The sequence below is a fragment of the Ancylobacter pratisalsi genome, from assembly GCF_010669125.1.
Taxonomy (GTDB): domain Bacteria; phylum Pseudomonadota; class Alphaproteobacteria; order Rhizobiales; family Xanthobacteraceae; genus Ancylobacter; species Ancylobacter pratisalsi.
This window is the reverse complement of the sequence record NZ_CP048630.1, coordinates 880,841-898,691: the sequence shown is the minus strand read 5'-3', so window position 1 is coordinate 898,691 and position 17,851 is coordinate 880,841. Positions and strand designations below refer to the sequence as shown.

General features: G+C 68.3%; 20 protein-coding genes and 2 riboswitches. Of the genes, 7 read left to right on the top strand and 13 right to left on the bottom strand.

Annotated elements, in window-relative coordinates; genetic code table 11:
- Positions 1-49 precede the first annotated feature (49 nt).
- Positions 50-664, bottom strand: coding sequence for a DUF1134 domain-containing protein (locus G3A50_RS04450; RefSeq protein WP_163074136.1), 615 nt, complete (start codon positions 662-664; stop codon positions 50-52).
- Between the two features lie 309 nt (positions 665-973).
- Here G3A50_RS04450 and chpT point away from each other — a divergent pair, with 309 nt between their 5' ends.
- From chpT to copM, 4 genes are all read left to right on the top strand, one after another.
- Positions 974-1,621, top strand: a complete 648-nt coding sequence (gene chpT / locus G3A50_RS04445; protein ID WP_163074135.1) for a histidine phosphotransferase ChpT — start codon at positions 974-976, stop codon at positions 1,619-1,621.
- 114 nt (positions 1,622-1,735) lie between these two features.
- Complete coding sequence (locus G3A50_RS04440; RefSeq protein WP_246252118.1) at positions 1,736-2,839, top strand: chemotaxis protein CheW; 1,104 nt, start codon at positions 1,736-1,738, stop codon at positions 2,837-2,839.
- Positions 2,840-3,010: 171 nt separating this feature from the next.
- Positions 3,011-3,439, top strand: coding sequence for a hypothetical protein (locus tag G3A50_RS04435; RefSeq protein ID WP_163074132.1), 429 nt, complete (start codon positions 3,011-3,013; stop codon positions 3,437-3,439).
- 80 nt (positions 3,440-3,519) lie between these two features.
- Complete coding sequence (gene copM, locus G3A50_RS04430) at positions 3,520-3,984, top strand: CopM family metallochaperone (RefSeq protein ID WP_281355835.1); 465 nt, start codon at positions 3,520-3,522, stop codon at positions 3,982-3,984.
- A 220-nt stretch (positions 3,985-4,204) separates the two neighbouring features.
- Here copM and ctrA read toward each other — a convergent pair whose 3' ends face one another.
- On the bottom strand, positions 4,205-4,906 hold the full coding sequence (gene ctrA, locus G3A50_RS04425; RefSeq protein ID WP_163074130.1) for a response regulator transcription factor CtrA: 702 nt from the start codon (positions 4,904-4,906) through the stop codon (positions 4,205-4,207).
- 527 nt (positions 4,907-5,433) lie between these two features.
- On the opposite strand from ctrA, the gene G3A50_RS04420 reads away from it, so the two are divergent.
- Positions 5,434-5,835 (top strand): flagellar export protein FliJ, encoded by a 402-nt coding sequence (locus G3A50_RS04420; protein ID WP_163074129.1) that lies wholly within the window; start codon positions 5,434-5,436, stop codon positions 5,833-5,835.
- Between the two features lie 51 nt (positions 5,836-5,886).
- Here G3A50_RS04420 and G3A50_RS04415 read toward each other — a convergent pair whose 3' ends face one another.
- The gene (locus tag G3A50_RS04415; RefSeq protein ID WP_163077285.1) at positions 5,887-6,519 is read right to left on the bottom strand and encodes a GNAT family N-acetyltransferase; all 633 of its coding nucleotides are present in this window, start codon (positions 6,517-6,519) and stop codon (positions 5,887-5,889) included.
- Between the two features lie 175 nt (positions 6,520-6,694).
- Between G3A50_RS04415 and G3A50_RS04410 the strand changes: the two genes are divergently transcribed.
- Positions 6,695-7,795, top strand: a complete 1,101-nt coding sequence (locus G3A50_RS04410; protein WP_163074127.1) for a sulfate/molybdate ABC transporter ATP-binding protein — start codon at positions 6,695-6,697, stop codon at positions 7,793-7,795.
- Between the two features lie 23 nt (positions 7,796-7,818).
- On the opposite strand, the gene tmpT is transcribed toward G3A50_RS04410, so the two are convergent.
- The 4 genes from tmpT to recQ all read right to left on the bottom strand — a co-directional run bounded on the left by tmpT (position 7,819) and on the right by recQ (position 12,158).
- A complete protein-coding gene (gene tmpT / locus G3A50_RS04405; RefSeq protein ID WP_163074126.1) occupies positions 7,819-8,457 on the bottom strand; it encodes a thiopurine S-methyltransferase in 639 nt (212 codons plus the stop codon).
- A 68-nt stretch (positions 8,458-8,525) separates the two neighbouring features.
- Positions 8,526-9,455 carry a YVTN family beta-propeller repeat protein gene (locus G3A50_RS04400; RefSeq protein ID WP_163074125.1) on the bottom strand — a complete coding sequence of 310 codons (930 nt, stop codon included), beginning with the start codon at positions 9,453-9,455 and terminating at the stop codon, positions 8,526-8,528.
- 189 nt (positions 9,456-9,644) lie between these two features.
- Positions 9,645-10,196: an SRPBCC family protein gene (locus G3A50_RS04395; protein ID WP_163074124.1), complete on the bottom strand. Its 552-nt coding sequence runs from the start codon at positions 10,194-10,196 to the stop codon at positions 9,645-9,647.
- 126 nt (positions 10,197-10,322) lie between these two features.
- Positions 10,323-12,158, bottom strand: a complete 1,836-nt coding sequence (gene recQ / locus G3A50_RS04390; protein ID WP_163074123.1) for a DNA helicase RecQ — start codon at positions 12,156-12,158, stop codon at positions 10,323-10,325.
- Positions 12,159-12,321: 163 nt separating this feature from the next.
- Here recQ and cbiB point away from each other — a divergent pair, with 163 nt between their 5' ends.
- Complete coding sequence (gene cbiB, locus G3A50_RS04385; protein WP_163074122.1) at positions 12,322-13,299, top strand: adenosylcobinamide-phosphate synthase CbiB; 978 nt, start codon at positions 12,322-12,324, stop codon at positions 13,297-13,299.
- A 67-nt stretch (positions 13,300-13,366) separates the two neighbouring features.
- Here the strand turns inward: cbiB and G3A50_RS04380 are convergent, their stop codons facing one another.
- The 6 genes from G3A50_RS04380 to G3A50_RS04355 all read right to left on the bottom strand — a co-directional run bounded on the left by G3A50_RS04380 (position 13,367) and on the right by G3A50_RS04355 (position 17,237).
- Positions 13,367-14,827, bottom strand: coding sequence for a cobyric acid synthase (locus G3A50_RS04380; protein WP_163074121.1), 1,461 nt, complete (start codon positions 14,825-14,827; stop codon positions 13,367-13,369).
- A 25-nt stretch (positions 14,828-14,852) separates the two neighbouring features.
- Positions 14,853-15,077, bottom strand: a complete 225-nt coding sequence (locus G3A50_RS04375; RefSeq protein ID WP_163074120.1) for an NINE protein — start codon at positions 15,075-15,077, stop codon at positions 14,853-14,855.
- 105 nt (positions 15,078-15,182) lie between these two features.
- Positions 15,183-15,797: a cob(I)yrinic acid a,c-diamide adenosyltransferase gene (gene cobO, locus G3A50_RS04370; RefSeq protein ID WP_163074119.1), complete on the bottom strand. Its 615-nt coding sequence runs from the start codon at positions 15,795-15,797 to the stop codon at positions 15,183-15,185.
- A gap of 10 nt (positions 15,798-15,807) precedes the next feature.
- Positions 15,808-16,314: a bifunctional adenosylcobinamide kinase/adenosylcobinamide-phosphate guanylyltransferase gene (cobU, locus tag G3A50_RS04365; RefSeq protein WP_163074118.1), complete on the bottom strand. Its 507-nt coding sequence runs from the start codon at positions 16,312-16,314 to the stop codon at positions 15,808-15,810.
- A 5-nt stretch (positions 16,315-16,319) separates the two neighbouring features.
- Positions 16,320-17,033, bottom strand: a complete 714-nt coding sequence (locus tag G3A50_RS04360) for a CbtA family protein (RefSeq protein ID WP_163074117.1) — start codon at positions 17,031-17,033, stop codon at positions 16,320-16,322.
- A gap of 18 nt (positions 17,034-17,051) precedes the next feature.
- A complete protein-coding gene (locus G3A50_RS04355; RefSeq protein WP_163074116.1) occupies positions 17,052-17,237 on the bottom strand; it encodes a CbtB domain-containing protein in 186 nt (61 codons plus the stop codon).
- A gap of 33 nt (positions 17,238-17,270) precedes the next feature.
- Positions 17,271-17,485: riboswitch (cobalamin riboswitch) on the bottom strand.
- A gap of 71 nt (positions 17,486-17,556) precedes the next feature.
- Positions 17,557-17,775, top strand: a riboswitch (cobalamin riboswitch).
- The last annotated feature ends 76 nt before the right edge of the window (positions 17,776-17,851 follow it).

Here is a 17,851-nt window from a genome sequence, read left to right as displayed (position 1 = left end):
AAAACGGCCGGGGGATTCCCGGCCGCCTATTCTGCAAGACCTCGTTAACTCAGAACGGGTTCCAGGTCGCGGAGGGCGTGAACTTCAGATAGCCGATATTGGCGCCGAGGCGCACGCCGACGCCGGAGCGGATCGGCACCACCACGATATCGTCGGCGGTCAACGCCGTCATGCCGAAGCCGGCGACGAAATAGGCCGAGCCGGAGACGCCGCCGAAGCGGCGGAAGATGTCGTTGATCGACTTCAGATTGTACACAAGGATCATGGTGCGGGCGCCGTCGCCGCCGAAGTCCCAGCCGAGCGAAGGGCCCTGCCAGAAGACCTTCAGGTCACCGGCGTTGCGGGTGTAGAGCGTGCCTTCGCCGTAACGCAGGCCGCCGACAAACGCGCCGGAGCCTTCCTGGCCCAGTATGTAGCCATTGGGCTGGCCCCACTGGTTCACCGCTTTTTCGATCGACAGCGCGAGCCCGCGCGAGACCTCGCCGAAGAAGCCGTGCCCCTGCTGGACGAGTTCGTCGCTGGAATAGGTGCCGTTCTGCGCCGGTGCCGGCGCGGGCTGCTGGTAGGCAGGCTGCTGCTGGTACTGGGCAAGGGCAGGGGCGGCGAGGAAGGGCGTGGCGGCAAGCATGGCGAAGCAGGCAAGCAGGGCGCGCAAGGTCGGCATTGGCGGTCTCGCGTTTGGTCCGAAGAAATCACAGGCGATGGCCACGGCGGCCAAGAGCGAAAACTATCATTAGCATGGAGTGCGACCTTAGGAAGGCGCGCAAGGCATGGGTGCTTGCGGTTCCACACGGGTGTGATCGCCAAGCCTCGCCTCACGCTTCGTCCCACGCCTCGCCTTGCTGGCTGGCGTTCATCGCGCTTTCAGCCGGCCGGCACGGTTGGCGGCGAGGGATGTGCAGTGTATCCAGCCATAAATCCATGCCGCTTCTTCGGCCATGATTCGCCCGCATCTGACAGACAGAGGGACGCGATGACGACCGCCATCGACCTCGACAAGCTCGACCTCGCCGCCCTGTTGTGCTCGCGCGTGTGCCACGACGTGATCAGCCCGGTGGGTGCCATCGTGAATGGGCTGGAGGTGCTGGAGGACGAAGACGACCCCAGCATGAAGGCCTTTGCGCTCGACCTGATCGCCAAGAGCGCCCGGCAGGCTTCCGCCCGGCTTCAGTTCGCCCGTCTTGCCTTCGGCGCCGCGGGCTCGGCCGGCGCGCAGATCGATACCGGCGACGCGGAGAACGTGGCGCGCGGCTTCATTCAGGACGACCGCACCACCCTGGAGTGGAGCGTGCCGCGCACGCTCTCGCCCAAGAACAAGGTGAAGCTGCTGCTCAACCTGCTGCTCGTCGCGGTTTCCACCATTCCCCGTGGCGGGCGCATCGCCGTCGCGGCGACGGGTGAGGGCGAGACCGGCGGCTTCCGCCTGCGCAGCGAGGGCAGCCATTCGCGCATTCCCCCGCACCTCGTCGACCTGCTGGCAGGCCACGCCTCCGAGGGCGGATCGCTCGATGCCCATGCCATCCAGCCGCACTATACCGGCCTGCTGGCGCGCGCGACGGGCTATGCGATCCATCTCTCCCTGGACGGCGACGGGGTGGTGATCGCGGTCGAACAGGCCTGACGCGGACTCACGCAGCGGCACCTTTCAGAAGACATTAACGTGATCGGGCGACACTCGGGTTGCGCGCCCCGCGTGGGCGTGACGCGTAATGCTTACCGCCGGTTGCCCATGTTGATGTCTGACGCCGATCAAATCCTTTCCCACGTTGCCCGCGAGGGCCGTGCCCCGCCCTTGGCGGCGCCCGCCGACGTGCTGGTGTTCACGCTGCGCGGCATGGCTTTCGCCTTGCCGGCGAGCCGTGTGATCAACGTGATGCCGCTTGCGGGGGATCGCTGGGACCGCATGGCGCGCATGGCCGAGGTCGGAACGCTCGGCACTAGCGGGCTGCCGCTGATCCGCATCGCCGAGCGGCTGGGCTGCACCGATGCGGTTGCGCCGCGCGAGGGAGCGCTGGTGCTGTTCGGCACCGAGGGCCGGGTGCGTGCGACGCTTCTCGTCGATGCACTGCCACAGCGCATGGCGGCCGAGGTGGCGACGCTGCCGGCCGACTGGCGCGGCCGTTTCGCGCCGTGCGAGGACATGATCACCGGTATCGCCCGGCTGGGCGACGGCACGCAGGCGGCGCTGCTCGACATGCCGATCGGAATTGCCGGCGCGCGGCCGCGCGTCGTGACCTCCTGCGAGCGTGACAGCGCGCATCTGCTGGTACGCGCCGGCCGGCCGGAGCTGGAAGCGGTGCGGGTTGCCGCGCTGCGCGGCATGAGCGCCATCGACGAGCGCGGCGGCCGCATGCTGCTGCTGCTGGGCGGCGAGGGCGAGGCGGTGGCTGTCGACCAGGTGGTGGGGCTGGCCCCGCAGGGGCGCATCGAGCGGATGAATGGCGAACGTTTCCTGGTGGCGGGCGGCGCCCGCTACCGCTTGCTGGAACCGGGCGAGACCGTGCCGAGCACGGTGGAGGCCGCGCGGGTTCTGCTGACGGCGCCGGAAGGGCCGGCCAGAGCGGCCATGAGCGATCTGGTGCGCTCCATGGGCCATGACGTGTCGCTGGCCGACGATCCGCGCGCGGCGCGGCTGGCGGGGGTGCGCTTCGACGTGATCCTGTTCGACCTCGATGCCTATGGGATGTTCGGACGGCTTGAGGCCGGGCGTGCCCGGCGCATCGGCTTCACCTCGGGCGCGCGCGGGACGGCGCCGGAGGGGTTCGATGCGGTGGTGCCCGCCGGGGACAGTGTGGCGCTGATCGCGGCGCTGCTGCGCCCACGCGCCCGCGCCGCCTGAGCCGGAGAGCGCTGGCACCCGTCGCCGGAGGAGCGGGCGACCGGCGCCGGCTGACCCGCCGGTTTTCCCGACCTGTTCACGGTGTCGGCATTGGAGCGGATCGGCTCTTTCCGGGGCCGGCGCCGGTGTTAAGATCGCCTTCCGATCGTTTCCAGGCCTACGTGTTCATCCATGCGTTCTGACGGACTGTCGCTGCGGCTTCTGCGGCTGATCTTTGCGGTGGTGGCGCTTGGCGTCCCGCTGGCGGGGCCGTCGGGCACGGCTATGGCCATGGCGCCGCAGGTCATCATGGCGCCGGAGGCGATGACGGCGTTGCAGGCGATGCCCTGCCACGAGGCGGGCGCGCCGGGCGGGCCGGCTCTGGCGAATGACCACGGCGCGGCCGGTCGTGTCGACCTCGTGCAGAGGCGAGGGGCGGTGGCGGGTGCCGCGGCGCGGCTTTATCCGTGCTGTGTGATCGGCTGGCTTGTGCTTGCCCCCTTCGCCGACACCGGGCTCTCCCACCCCATGCCCGATACGCTGGCCTTCGCGCCCGCGCTCTCCCTTGCACCGGCCGGCTGGACGCACGCCATCCCCGAGCCGCCGCCCCGTACCGTCTGATCAGGTGACGACCCTGTCGGGGCCGCCTCGCTGCGCGCCTCGGGATTCAATGCCGCGATTACAGACTACGGAGAGACTTCATGAACAGCCTCATCAAGGCGGCCCTCGCTGCCGCCGCGCTTTCGAGCCTTGCCACCGTGCCCGCCTTCGCCGGCACGGCCACCCAGATGCCCGCCACGATGCCGGACGCCATGCCGATGATGCAGCCGGGCACCATGCAGCCGGGTTCAATGTCGCACGATGCGATGCCGATGGATCACAGCGCCCATATGCCGGGCGCCGATGACAGCGCCTCCACCCGCGCCTTCGAAGAGGCGGGGGCCCGGATGCACAAGGACATGGCGATCCAGTATTCCGGCAATACGGACGTTGATTTCGTCCGCGGGATGATTCCCCACCACATGGGGGCGGTGGACATGGCCCGGGTCGAGCTTCAGTTCGGCAAGGATCCCGAACTGCGCAAGCTCGCCGAGGACATCATCGAGGCGCAGGACAAGGAAATCGCGTTCATGAAGGCCTGGCTGGCCAAGAACGTGAAGGAATGAGACGCGTGAAAGAATGAGGCACGCCCGCGCGTGAGAAGGTCGCGGCGTTCGCCATGTGGGCGCCGCGACCCTTCAATGCGTGGGCCCACCCGGTGGGGCAGGGGATGCGGGCCCGGCCCGTTCTTTCCCCGGGCGGTCGCCACCGGGCACAACACGAAAAACCCCGCCTCACGGCGGGGTTTTTTGCGATGGCTGCGCGAGGGTGTCGGGCAGGGATGGATCAGGCCGGAATGCGCTGGGGTTCCTCGACCGCGTCGCGCAGCACATAGCCGCGGCCCCACACGGTTTCGATGAAATTGTGGCCCTGCGAGGCATTGGCGAGCTTCTTGCGCAGCTTGCAGATGAAGACGTCGATGATCTTCAGCTCCGGCTCGTCCATGCCGCCATAGAGATGGTTCAGGAACATCTCCTTGGTCAGCGTGGTGCCCTTGCGCAGGGAAAGGAGCTCCAGCATCTGGTACTCCTTGCCGGTCAGATGCACCCGGTTGCTTGCCACCTCGACGGTCTTGGTGTCGAGATTGACCACCAGCTCGCCGGTGATGATGACCGATTGCGCATGCCCCTTGGAGCGCCGCACGATGGCGTGGATGCGCGCCACCAGCTCGTCCTTGTGGAACGGCTTGGTGAGATAGTCGTCGGCGCCGAACCCGAGGCCCTTCACCTTGTCCTCGATGCCGGCGAGGCCGGAGAGGATGAGGATGGGCGTCTTCACCTTGGCGACGCGCAGGCCTTTCAGCACGTCATATCCCGACATGTCGGGAAGGTTCAGATCCAGCAGAATAATGTCGTAGTCATAGAGCTTGCCGAGATCGACGCCCTCTTCCCCGAGATCCGTCGTGTAGACGTTAAAGCTCTCGGACTTGAGCATCAACTCGATGCTCTGCGCGGTCGCGCGGTCGTCCTCGATGAGCAAGACGCGCATGCCAATCCCCTTCCCTCGCCATGGCCCCGGGGGTTTCAGCGCTCAATCGGACAACTCCCGTACCGAGCGTGACCCCACCCCGCGCCCGGCCCGGCACACCGATTCGTTCTTCCGTGCATTAGGGGTAACAAAATCTGATTCCCGTGCACAAGCGGTGGACACGAATTTTATTCGAGTCTTCCCACAAGGGACTGGTAGAGAAACAGAAATGCCGAACCGAACTGCTAAGATCGAACGTTAAGATGTACCTATAAGTGAGTCAGTCGACTCCGCTTTTGGCGTCAGCCGACTGTCCACACCGGACGATGTGGTGATCATTAACGAGGCCGGTAAACAAATCGTTTCCATCGCCTTGAAGAGTCGCGGATTCTCCCTCTTGCGGTACCTTTCGGTGGCAAAGGGTAAGGAAGCGGCAACATCTGTCCGCGATCATGCGGATGCCGCCGCGTAAGGGCGGCCCGAAGCCGTGCGTGTCACTTGCCCTGTCGGCAGGAGCGCCTACGGCCCGAGCAGGAGTAACGCCGGTCATGAAGTCGCTTGATACCATCGTCCGCCTCAAGCGGTTCCAGGCGGAAGAGAAGCGCCGTCACCTCGTCCAGATCCAGACCATGATTGCGGATTTCGACCGGATGGCGCGCGATCTCGACCGTGAAATCGAGTCCGAGGAGCAGCGCTCCGGTATCGTGGACACCCAGCACTTTGCCTATTCCACCTATGCCCGCGCCGCGGCCACCCGGCGGGACAACCTGCGCCGTTCGGCCGACGAGCTGAAAGGCCAGCTCGACGACGCGCAGGCGGTGCTGGATCTTGCCCTCGATGAACTGAAGAAGGTCGAGGCGCTGAGCGAGCGCGAGCGCGCCGAGAGCCCTGTGGACAACATTCCCCCGCGCCAGGCCGCTGGCCGTGCCCGCGCGGTCCTTGGGGCCTGAGACGGTCCGCAGCCCCCGCAGGCGGCGTTCGCGGCCCGCGCGGCGACGTCCTCAGTCGAGCAGTGGCGCGTGCGGGGCGGCGTCGGCCGCCAGCAGGCCCGACAGGCGCGGGTCGTCCGCCACCTCGATGAGACGCTCATAGGGGCGGAACCCAGCGCGCATATAGAAGGCGACCGCCCCCTGTGAATCGAGGGTGCAGGTGTGCACGTGCACCCGGCGCGGCGCGCTGGCCCAGGCCAGCGCAAGGGCGCGGTTCATCATGAAGCTGCCGGCGCCGCTGCCGACCCGTTCGGGCACCACGCCGAAGAAGGCCAGTTCCACCTCGCCCGGCTGACGGAAATCGAGTTCCACCAGGCCGATCTCGTCGCCCCCGCGCGTGAGCACGTAAACGTGGGTGCCCGGATCCGCCAGCAGGGCGCCAAGCTCGGCGTCACTCTGCCTGAGCCTTGAAAACCACAGCCACGGCTCGCCAATACGACGGAAAAGCGCGCGGTACCACGCCGGAGCGGGCGCTTCGACGCGCGTCAGCGACAGTCCATGATCCGCCTTCTCCGGCAGGGCGGGCGGCCGGGCCGTCATCTCCAGCATGGTGACGATCGCCGCGATCTTGCCCGGCGGCAGGGCGGTGTAGCCGTTGAGATTGAGCGTGGGCGACGCATCGGCCGGGAGGTTTGAAGCGGTCATCGCAATGCCTGAGGTGTGCTGGCCAGTGGTGGGCATGATGGCCTATATCACGCCAGCGGATGGGGCCCACAGGGCCCCCGTGCCTGCCGTCGGTGCGCGGGAGAGGGTTCACAGACGGCTATTTTCAGATATTCTACGGATAATATCATTTATTACATCAAATGAGAGTGGTTTCATGACCGTGGCCGTCACCATCCAAGAGGTCGGCAAGTCGTTCGGCAACGGCACGCCGGCGCTTGCGGACATCTCGCTCGATGTGGCGCCGAGCGAGCTTGTGGCCCTGCTCGGCCCCTCGGGTTCGGGTAAGACGACCTTACTGCGCATCGTGGCCGGGCTGGAGCAGCCGAGTGCCGGGCGCGTGCTGTTCGACGGCGAAGACGCGCTGTCCGTGCCGGTGCGTCAGCGCGGCATCGGCTTCGTGTTCCAGAACTATGCGCTTTTCCGCCACATGACCGTGGCTGAGAATGTGGCTTTCGGGCTGCGCTCCCGCCCCCGCGCGCAGCGCCCCTCCGAGGCGGAGATCCGCACACGTGTCGCGGACCTGCTGGCGCTGGTGCAGCTTGAAGCCTTTGGCGGCCGTTTTCCGGCCCAGCTTTCCGGCGGGCAGCGCCAGCGCGTCGCGCTGGCCCGGGCGCTCGCCATCGAACCCCGCGTGCTGCTGCTCGACGAGCCGTTCGGCGCGCTCGACGCGCTGGTGCGCAAGGAACTGCGCAAATGGTTGCGCGAGCTGCACGACCGCACTGGCCACACCACGCTGTTCGTGACCCACGACCAGGAGGAGGCGCTGGAGCTGGCTGATCGGGTCGTGGTGATGGGCAAGGGCCGGATCGAACAGGTGGGCACGCCCGATGATGTCTACGACCGCCCCGCAACGGCGGCGGTGTTCGGCTTCATGGGCGAGTCCAGCCGCATCGAGGTGGATGTGAAGGGCGGGGTCGTCGTTGCCGGCTCCACCGCGATCGCCGCCGCGACCGCAGAGGTGCCTGACGGACCGGGCCTGCTCTATGTGCGCCCGCACGACATCTCGCTCGGCCTGCCGGGCACGCCGGGGCTGAAGGGCGAGGTGCGCGCCTTCCGCCGCCATGGCGCGATCCGCAGGGTTGAGGTCGAGGTCGGCAATGCGCTGTTCGAGGCCGATATCGCGCCGACGGTGCGGGTGCCGATCGGCGAGAAGGTGGCGGTGCGGCTCGACCGCGCCCGCCTGTTCGCCTCCGGCGGGCCGGGCGTCGACTGCCGCCCGCCGCCGCCCCAGCAGCCGGGCGACTACGCGATCTGACGTCGCTGCCGGCCGCCGGCGCCTCAGCGGTGCGTCAGGAGCCAGGCGCTCTCATGCGCCGGGTGGACGCCCTTGAGGCCGCCCTTCAGCTCATGCGTCTCGGCGCAGGCGACGTGGTAGGCGGCGCCATAGTGGCGGCGAACCTCGTGTTCCGACACCGAGAAGGGCGGGCCGATGGCCTGCGAGGGATCATATTCCAGCGTGATCAGGAGCTGGGGCGCGTGTGCGGTGAGCGCGGCGAGATGGGCGGCGTAGCGATCGCGCAGCGGCTCGGGCAGGGCGACGAGCGCGGCCCGGTCATAGACCACGTCCACCTTGCCGAGCGTCGGGTGGTCGAGATCGAAGAAATTGCCGACGAAGACGGTGAGCCGGCCCGCCTCGAAGCGCTCCAGTGCGCCATGGTCGGATATTTGCGGGGTCAGGCCGAGATCGGCGAAGAGCTGCTCGACGGCGAGGCGGCTCAGTTCGGCGCCGACGACGCTGAAGCCCTGCGCCAGCAGCCAGTGGATATCCCGGCTCTTGCCGCACAGCGGCACGAAAACGCGGGCGTCGGGCGCGTGGCTGAGCGCGGAAAAATGGCGCAGCAGCAGCGGGTTGGTCTCGGCCTCATGGAACGCGATCTCGTTGCGGGTCCATTTGCCGTGCCAGAATTCCTCGTCCATTGCGAAGCCTTTCATTGCCCCACAGCGGGGCTGTCTTGTCCTGTCATGCCATGGGCAGGGGGAGGCAGCTAGGGAGGGGTTTCACGAATGAACGCCCCGAAGGCCCGGGGCCCATCGGCGACGTCGATATCGGCGACGAGCTTCAAGGTCCTGGCATCGATCACGCTGAGCGTGTTGGTTTCCCAGTTGGCGACATAGACGAAGGCGCCGTCGCGGCTGGCCTCTATGCCTTCGGGATAGTCCCCGACATCAATGGTCGCGACCTGTTTCAGGCTGGCGAGATCGAAGACGGTGACGGTGGAGGCATACTGGTCGGTGCTGAAGGCCCGCCCCTGCGCCAGCGCCACGCCATAGGGGTGATCGCCCACCTTCACGGTGGCGACCACCTTTCGGGCCGGGATGTCGATGATGGTGACGTCGTTCGAGACCACGTTCGCGGTGTAGGCGCGCGTGCCCTGCGCATCGATGGTGACGCCGAAGGGACGGGTGCCGACGGGGATGGTCGCGACGCGGGTGAGGCTGGCGGTGTCGACGAGGCTGACCTGGTTGGAATCGCGGTCGGCGGAGATCAAAAGCCGCCCGTCCGGCGTGACCGCGAGGCCGGAAGGGGAATCGCCGACCTTCACCGCGCCGAGGATCGCCCCGCTGGCGGCGTCCACCGCGATGATGCGGTGCTGATACCAGTCCGCGACATAGGCCGGGCTGCCGGAAGGATGGACCGCGACGCCGAGCGGCCCGCCGCCGACATCCACCCGGTGCGTCACCGTGCGCGTGGCGGCGTCTATGATGGTGAGGGTCTTGCCGTCCGGCGAGGTGACGAAGGCGCGGGCGCCATCGGGTGAGACGGCGATGCCGGCCGGCTTGCCGGGGATCGGGATCTGCGCCACCACCGCGCGGGTCGGCAGGTCGACGATGGACAGCATGTTCGCCGGCTGCGAGGTGACGAACGCCTCGTCGGCACGGGCGGGATGGGGCGCGAGCAGGAGCGCGGCGGCCATCGCAAGGGCTACCGGAAGTCCTCTTCCGCGTGGGGAATACGCCCGGTTCCGCTCTGCCGCCCGCGGCGTGGAAATCCGCGCGCGGTCTGGGTGTGATGGCGCCCGGGTCGTCCGCCCGGGCCCCGGATGGCCGTCATGACCGGATGCGATCCGGTCATGCACGTGCTGCGTGGCGTGCGCCGGCACCGCTCAGTTGGTGCCTTCGATCTGCTTCTTCAGGCCATCGAGGCCGGCCTTGTAGAGCCCGGTCACGGCCTTGATCGCGGCCTCGTCGTTCAGCTCCGGCGGCGGATCGTTGTTGGGATAGCCGCGATAGAACGCGCCCTTCCATTCGACCTCGGACTTCTTGCCGTCATCGGCCGGACTGACGATCAGCCAGGACGAATAGTTGGTGACCGGCAGCACCTTCACGTCGACTTCGTCGATCCGGTACATGAGGGTCATCCGCTCCGGCTGAAGCTTGGCGACCTCTTCCTTGACCGTCGCGCCGTTCTTCAGCGTGAGGGTGCGCTTGGCGCCCGGCGCGTTGCCGCCCGTGCCCTCGGTCTTGGCAACAACGGGAATCCAGCCGGCATCCTGGAAATTGGAGACCACGGCCCAGACCTTTTCCGGCGGGGCGTTGATCTCGATGGTCTCCGAGACCTTCTGACGGGTCGGGCCATGGGCCTCAGCCTTCTGGGGAGCGACGGCAAAAGCAAGGGCGGTCGCCGCGAGCGCGGCGGTAAGGAATTTGAGCTTCATCGTTTCCATCCCGGAACTCGTGTATGCCGGGCGTTTTCCACCCGTTGCCACGCAGTCTAGGGAGATATTCGCCTTTCGGGAACTCTTCTAAAGGTGAAAATCGTCGCATCGTATTCTTAGAGAATATTAAGAGAATTCTTTGAGAATCCTAAGAAACGCGCTGCCGAACGCCTCCAGCTTGGCGGCGCCGACGCCCTTGACGCCCGAGAGCTCGGTGCGGGTGCGCGGGTGCTCCACCGCCATCTCCTCCAGCGTGCGATCGGCGAAGATCACATAGGCCGGCACGCCGCGCTCCGCCGCCAGCTCGCGGCGCAGCGCCTTGAGCTTGCCGAGAAGGGCCGCCTCGGCGGGCGGCAGCTCGGCCGCGCCGTCGCGCTGGGCGTGCCGGTCGCGCTTGTGCCGGGTCGGCGCGCGCAGGGTGAAGGTGCGGGTGCCGCCGAGAATGGCGTTGCCCGCCTCGGTGAGCATGAGCGCGCCATAGCGCTGGGGGTCGGCATGCAGCGCATTGATGGCGACGAGCTGGCGCAGCAGCGCGCGCCACTCGCTCGCCGGCTTGTCCGCGCCGGCGCCGAACTCGGCGAGCTTGTCATGCCCGCGGCCGCAGACCTGATCGCTGCGCTGGCCGGTGACGAGGCTGGCGATATAGGCCGCGCCGTAGCGCTCGCCGCTGGCGCGCACCAGGCGCAGCACCTGCTGGGCCGAGCGACTGGCGTCGACCACCTTGGGCGGATCGCGGCAGACGTCGCACGCGCCGCACGCCTTGGCGCGCTCGCCGAAATAGCCGAGCAGCACCGCGCGCCGGCAGGTGACGGCCTCGCAGAACCCCACCATGGCATCGAGCCGCCGGGCCTCCACCATCTTGCGTTCCGGGGAGGAGGCCTCCTCGTCGAGAAAACGCCGCCTGGTGGCGATGTCGCCGGCCGAATAGAGCAGCAGCGCTTCGGCGGGCGCCCCGTCGCGCCCGGCGCGGCCGATTTCCTGATAATAGGCTTCCAGCGTGCCCGGCGCGTCGGCGTGCAGCACGTAGCGCACATCCGACTTGTCGATGCCCATGCCGAAGGCGACGGTGGCGACCATGACCACGCCGTCCTCGGCGAGGAACACTTCCTGGTTGGCCGCGCGCGCTTCGGGGCTCATGCCGGCGTGATAGGGCAGGGCGCGCACGCCGGCGGCCTGGAGGCGTTCGGCGGTCTCGTCCACCTTCTTGCGCGAGATGCGGTAGACGATGCCGGACACGTTCGGCCGCGCCCTGACGAAACTCTCGATCTGGCGCGCCGGGTCCTTCTTGTCCTCGACGCCGATGAAGATGTTGGGCCGGTCGAAGCCGGAGACGAACACCCGCGCCTGACCGCCGAACAGCCGCTCGACGATGTCGTCGCGGGTGGCGCGGTCGGCGGTGGCGGTGAGCGCGACCAGCGGAATGCCGGGGAACACCTCGCGGAGCCGGCCGAGCTGGAGATATTCGGCGCGGAACGAGTGGCCCCATTGCGAGACGCAATGCGCCTCATCCACCGCGACGAGGCCCAGCGGCAGGCGGGCGAGGGCGCTGAGCATGCGCTCGCTCATCAGCCGCTCCGGGGCGAGGTAGAGCAGGCTTACCTCGCCGCGCGCCACGCGCCGCCAGATCTCGACATTGTCCTCGCGCGGCTTGCCCGAATGAATGGCCTCGGCGGCGACGCCCTGGAGCTTGAGCGCGTTCACCTGGTCGTCCATCAGCGCGATCAGCGGGGAGACGACGATGGAGAGCCCACCCAGCACCAGCGCCGGCAGCTGGTAGCACAGCGACTTGCCCGCGCCCGTGGGCATGACAGCGAGGGTGGGAACCCCGGCGAGCACGGTATCCACGACATCCTGCTGGCCCGGCCGGAACCGGTCGAAGCCGAACACCTCGGCGAGCCGGGCATGCTTGGCCGCCTCGATCGCGGGGGGCAGCACGCTGGAAGTGAGGGAAACCATATTCATCAGGTGAACGTCACGCTCTGGTTCGTGTCTCGGGCCGGTTCGCGTCGCGGGTCTTGCTCTCGCGGCCGGGTTAAGGAAAGGGTGGGCCGTTCCGCAGACGCGGATTCGGCACCCGCCCGCCTGCTTCCCGCCGCCTGTTTGCTTCCCGACAGAATCACCTGCGATGGCCCTCGACCTTACTCTCGGTTTAACCCTGCTCGCGCTGCTGTTCGAGGCCGCCTTCGGCTACCCTCATATTCTGGTGGCGCGGATCGGGCATCCGGTGATGTGGATCGGCCGGCTGATCGGGTGGCTCGATCGCGCGCTCAACCGCGACGGCGACCCGCCCCGCGAGCGGCGGCTGAACGGTATGGCGACGCTCGCCACCGTGCTGGTGGTGACGATAGGCGCCGGGCTGCTCCTACAGTCGCTTGCGCTCATGGTGCCCGCGGGCCTTGTTGTTGCAGCACTTGCGGGGTCCTCGCTGCTGGCCCAGCGCAGCCTCTACGAGCATGTGGCGCGGGTGGCGGACGGGCTGGAGCGCGGTCTGGCCGAGGGCCGGGCGGCGGTATCGCAGATCGTCGGCCGCGACCCCGAGGTGCTGGACGAGGCCGGCGTGGCACGCGCGGCGATCGAGAGCCTCGCCGAGAATTTTTCCGATGGCATTGTGGCGCCAGCGCTGTGGATGGCGGTGGGCGGGCTGGCCGGCGCGGCGGCCTATAAGGGCGTGAATACCGCCGACAGCATGATCGGCCATCGCACGCGGCGCCATGGCGACTTCGGCTGGGCCTCGGCGCGCTTCGACGATCTCGTCAATCTTCCCGCCTCGCGGCTTTCCGGCGCGCTCATCGTTTTGGGGGCGGTGTTCGTGCCCGGTGCCTCGCCGGTGGCGGCCGGGAGGGCGGTGTGGCGCGATGCCCATGCCCACCGTTCGCCCAATGCCGGCTGGCCGGAAGCCGCCTTTGCCGGCGCGCTGGGGCTCGCCCTGGCCGGCCCGCGCCAGTATGGCGGCGTGATGAGCGTCGACGGTGTCATGGGCGAGGGCGGACGGCGAGACTGCACCGCCGCCGACATCCGCCGGGCGCTGAAGCTCTACCGCGCCGCGGATGCGGTGATGATCGCGGGGCTCGGGCTGGCGGTGATGGCGCTGCTGGCGATGTGACGTTCCAGCGGGTTGTTTCGACGCGTTTCCCCGGACGCAGCCGGAACCCGCATCGCTCGAAAAAGCTCTACCCGCGCGCCAGCGCCAGCAGCCGATCCAGGTCGACGTGTCTTTCCAGATGGGCGGCGAGCGCGTCCAGCGTGGCGTCGACGCCGTCCTCATAGTTCAGCCCGCTCGGGGTGGCGCCGAGACGGGCGAGCCAGGCCGAGCGCTGGGCATCATTGGCGAACAGGCCGTGGGCATAGGTACCGACGATGCGCCCGTCCGGGGAGACCGCGCCCTCTCGGCCCTTGCCGTCGATGGTGGCGAAGGGGCGGGCGCGGCCGGGGCCTTCGGTCACGCCCATATGCATCTCGTAGCCGGAAAAGCGCACGCCCTCGCTTTCGCCGCGGATCGCGACCAGCCGCTTCTCGCCCGCCAGCACGGTGTCGACATCGAGCAGGCCAAGGCCCGGCACGGTGCCGGGCGGACCTTCGATGCCGAGCGGATCGCTGAGCGTGCGTCCGAGCATCTGGTAGCCGCCGCACAGGCCGAGAACCCGGCCCCCGCGCCGCACATGGGCGAAAAGGTCGATGTCCCACCCATTGGCGCGCAGATCGGCGAGGTCGGGAATGGTGGATTTCGAACCGGGCAGGATGACGAGATCGGCGTTTCCCGGCAGCGGCTCGCCGGGGCGCACGCGGATCACCTGCACCTGCGGTTCGGCGTCGAGCGGGTCGAGATCGTCGAAATTGGCGATGCGCGGCAGGAGCGGCACCGCGATGCGCAGGCGCGCGCCGGGCTTGTCGAGCGGGGCGGCGTCCAGCGCCAGCGCGTCCTCGGCCGGCAGCCGGCGGGCGCCGGGGAAGAAGGGAATGAGACCGAGCGCGGCCCAGCCGGTGCGGGAGGCGATCTCCTCCATGCCGGAGGCGAACAGCGCCGGATCGCCGCGAAAGCGATTGACCAGAAAGCCGGCGATCATCGCCGCGTCGTCATCGGGCAGCACGGTACGGGTGCCCACCAGGCTGGCGATGACGCCGCCGCGATCGATGTCGCCGATCAGCACCACGGGAACGCCGGCGGCACGGGCGAAGCCCATATTGGCGATGTCCCCGGCGCGCAGATTGATCTCGGAGGCCGAACCGGCGCCCTCCACCAGCACCAGGTCGGCCTCGTCCTTCAGCCGGCCGTAGCTTTCCAGCACGGCACCCATGAGCTGGGGCTTGAGCGCCTGATAGTCGGACGCTTTCGCATTGCCGCGCGCGCGGCCCTGCACGACGATCTGCGCGCCGATCTCGCTCTGCGGTTTCAGCAGCACCGGGTTCATGTGCACGGAGGGGGCGATGCGGGCGGCGCGGGCCTGAAGCGCCTGTGCGCGGCCGATCTCGCCGCCGTCAGCGGTGACGGCGGCATTGTTCGACATGTTCTGCGGCTTGAAAGGGCGCACGCTGAGGCCGCGATTGGTGAAGGCGCGGGCAAGGCCGGCAACCACCAGCGACTTGCCGACATCCGAGCCGGTGCCCTGGAACATGAGCGAGAGGGCGCTCATGACGCCCTCTCAAGCGCGTATGAACTCAGATCCGGCCGGATTCCAGATAGTCCACGCGGCGCTCCAGGTTGGATTCGCGCACCATGGACGGGATCAGGAACAGATCGATGAACTGCCCGATGCCGAAGATGCCGACGGTCAGCAGCCAGAGCGCGCCGGTCCAGTAGCGGCCGGCATAGAAGCGATGAATGCCGCACACGCCGATCAGGCAGAAGAACCAGAACAGATAGGCGATGGGGGTGGACCGCATCGACGGGAAACTCCCTGAAGCCACGCCGCGACAGCCGGCGTCTCCTCCCAGATGGGAATATCCGGCCCAAATTTCGAGATCGCACGGCGAAGAATGCGCGAGGCATCAGAATTCGATGCCCTTCTGCGCCTTCACCCCGGCCTTGAAGTGGTGCTTGACCAGCGTCATTTCGGTCACGAGGTCGGCGGCCTCGACCAGCGCCGGCTTGGCGTTGCGGCCGGTGATGGCGACGTGCAGCCCTTTGCGGCGGGCCTGAAGTGTCGCGATCACCTCGTCGAGCGGCAGATAGTCGTAGCGCAGCGCGATGTTGAGCTCGTCGAGGATGACGAGGCCGATGGACGGGTCCGCCATCAATGCGCAGGCCTGCTCCCAGGCGCGGCGGGCGCTGGCGATGTCGCGCGCGAGGTCCTGCGTCTCCCAGGTGAAACCCTCGCCCATGGTGTACCACGCCACCCGGTCGCCGAAGGTCTCCAGCGCATCGCGCTCGGCCGAATGCCAGGCACCCTTGATGAACTGCACCACGCCCACGCGCGCGCCATGGCCGAGCGTGCGCAAGGCGAGGCCGAAGGCGGCGGTGGACTTGCCCTTGCCCGCGCCGGTGTGGACGATCAGCAGGCCCTTCTCGACGGTCTTGGAAGCGACCTCGGCGTCCTGCACCGTCTTGCGCTTTTCCATCTTGGCGCGGTGGCGCTCGGCCTCGGTCGAGGTGACGTCGTTCATGAACTGAGCCTTATCCCTTCACCGGCATGGTAAGCCCGGCGACCATGAAGACCACCCGCTGCGCCTCGGCGGCGACCTTCTGGTTGAGCCGGCCCTGCGCGTCGCGGAAGCGCCGGGCCAGCGCGTTGTCGGGCACGATGCCGAGCCCGACCTCGTTGGAGACAACGAAGACCTCGCCGTCATGGGCGCTGAGCGCCGCGAGCAGCGCGTCCCCTTCCTTTGCGAGGTCGGCATCCGCCAGCATGCGGTTGGTGAGCCACAGGGTAAGGCAATCCACCAGCACCGGCTGTCTCGAGGGCAGGTTCGCGATCGCCGCGGCGAGATCGTGCGGCGCTTCGAGGGTCTGCCACGGCGCGGGCCGGCGCGAACGGTGGAGCGCGATGCGCTCCACCATCTCGTCATCATAAGCCTGCGCCGTGGCGATGTAGGTCCAGGGCGGGGAAAGCCGCTCGATCAGTTCCTCGGCGTGCCGGCTCTTGCCTGAGCGGGCGCCGCCGAGGATGAAGGTGAGGCTCATGCCGTTCAGGCAGTTCCGGCCGCGAGGCGCGGACGCAGCCAGCCGGCAAGGCCGCCCAGCAGCACCCAGAACACGAAGCTCGCCGCCACCGTCGCCACGATGAAACTGTGATGCAGCGATTCCGGGATCGGGCTCTCATGGCTGTCGGGTTGCGGGGCGCCGATGAGATGGGGCGCGAGGATCAGCGCGACGCCCAGCGCGGCGAGGAGCGGAGTGCGGCCAAAGGCGATGAACGCAAGGCCGCCGGCCGTGGCTGCCGCCGTGCCGATCCACCACATCTGCCGGGCCAGAAGGTCCGCCGCCGGCATGGCGGGAAGCTCCGGCGGTAGGCCGAGCCCCGGCGCCACGGTGAAGACGGCAAAGCCGGCAAGGCCCCAGAGAAGGCCCTGACGCCAGCTCGAAAGCCCGCCGGCAAGCTCGCTGGCGGCCACCAGCAGCAGCGCAAAGCCGAAGCCGGTGAGGACCATGGCCAGCACGGTGAACGCGTTGCGTTCGAACCCGTCCGAGGGGCCCCATTCATCGGCGTCGTGCTCGTGGGCCGCGGTGCCGGGCGCGTGTTCATGCGCCGCGGATGCGGCCTCCTCGGGGGCGCCGTTCTCGAAGGTCTCTGCCTTGAGGATCAGCGGCACCGTGCCGAAGATCTGGATGGCGGAGCCGACAAGGCCAGTGCCGATGCCCGCGAGGGCGGCGACAAACAGAATCGTCCTGAAAAGTGACATGGTGCGCGCTCCCCGGACTCAGTGGCAGGGGAAGGCGGTCGCGTGGCGGACGTCGTGCGTGGCGTTGTGCACGGCGCTGATATGGGAAAAGCCCACGCCGCCGATCACGAACACGCCGATGAGGGCGGCGAAGGTGATCTGGAGGGCGCGCGAGGCGGCCGATTCGCGCGAGGCAGACGCGAGCGGGCTGTGGGAAGCGTTCATGACAGTCTCCTTTGGCCCTCCACCCGAGGGCCTTTGCGGGTTGTGTCGACGGCCGGTCTCCTGGCTCGCGGGTCTCGGCCCTTTCCTCCGCCTTCCCGGCTCGAAAGCCAGTGGCCAGTGGAGGGGGCTCGCCGCTTACAGTTGCGGGGGCAGCCGCGGAATCGGCGGAAGGCTTTCGCGCTCCGCCCCACCGCGTTCCCGTCTTGCGTCCCGTGGAACTCACGGGAACCGACGACGCGCCGACTATAGCGCGTGCGCGCCAGCCCGCAACGGGCGCGGTGGGGTTTGACACGGTTTGACATTCCCCGCCCGCGCTCCTTAAGTGGCGGCGACCGACGGTTTTCTCCCGCCTCGCGGGAGGGACTAAGAGGGAATGCGGTGCGGGGCAGGGCCTTCTCGGGCGCGCTCCAATTCCGCGGCTGCCCCCGCAACTGTAAGCGGCGAGCCCGTGCCGGAAGCCACTGGGATGACACCCGGGAAGGCGGCTACGAGGCGGCGACCCGCGAGCCAGGAGACCTGCCGTAGGTTCGGTCGTGATTCCCGGCGGGGTGCCCGGTGGTCAGGCAGAGCATGCCGGGCCCTTGCGTCCGGCGGCTTCGCGCGGAGTTCTCCGC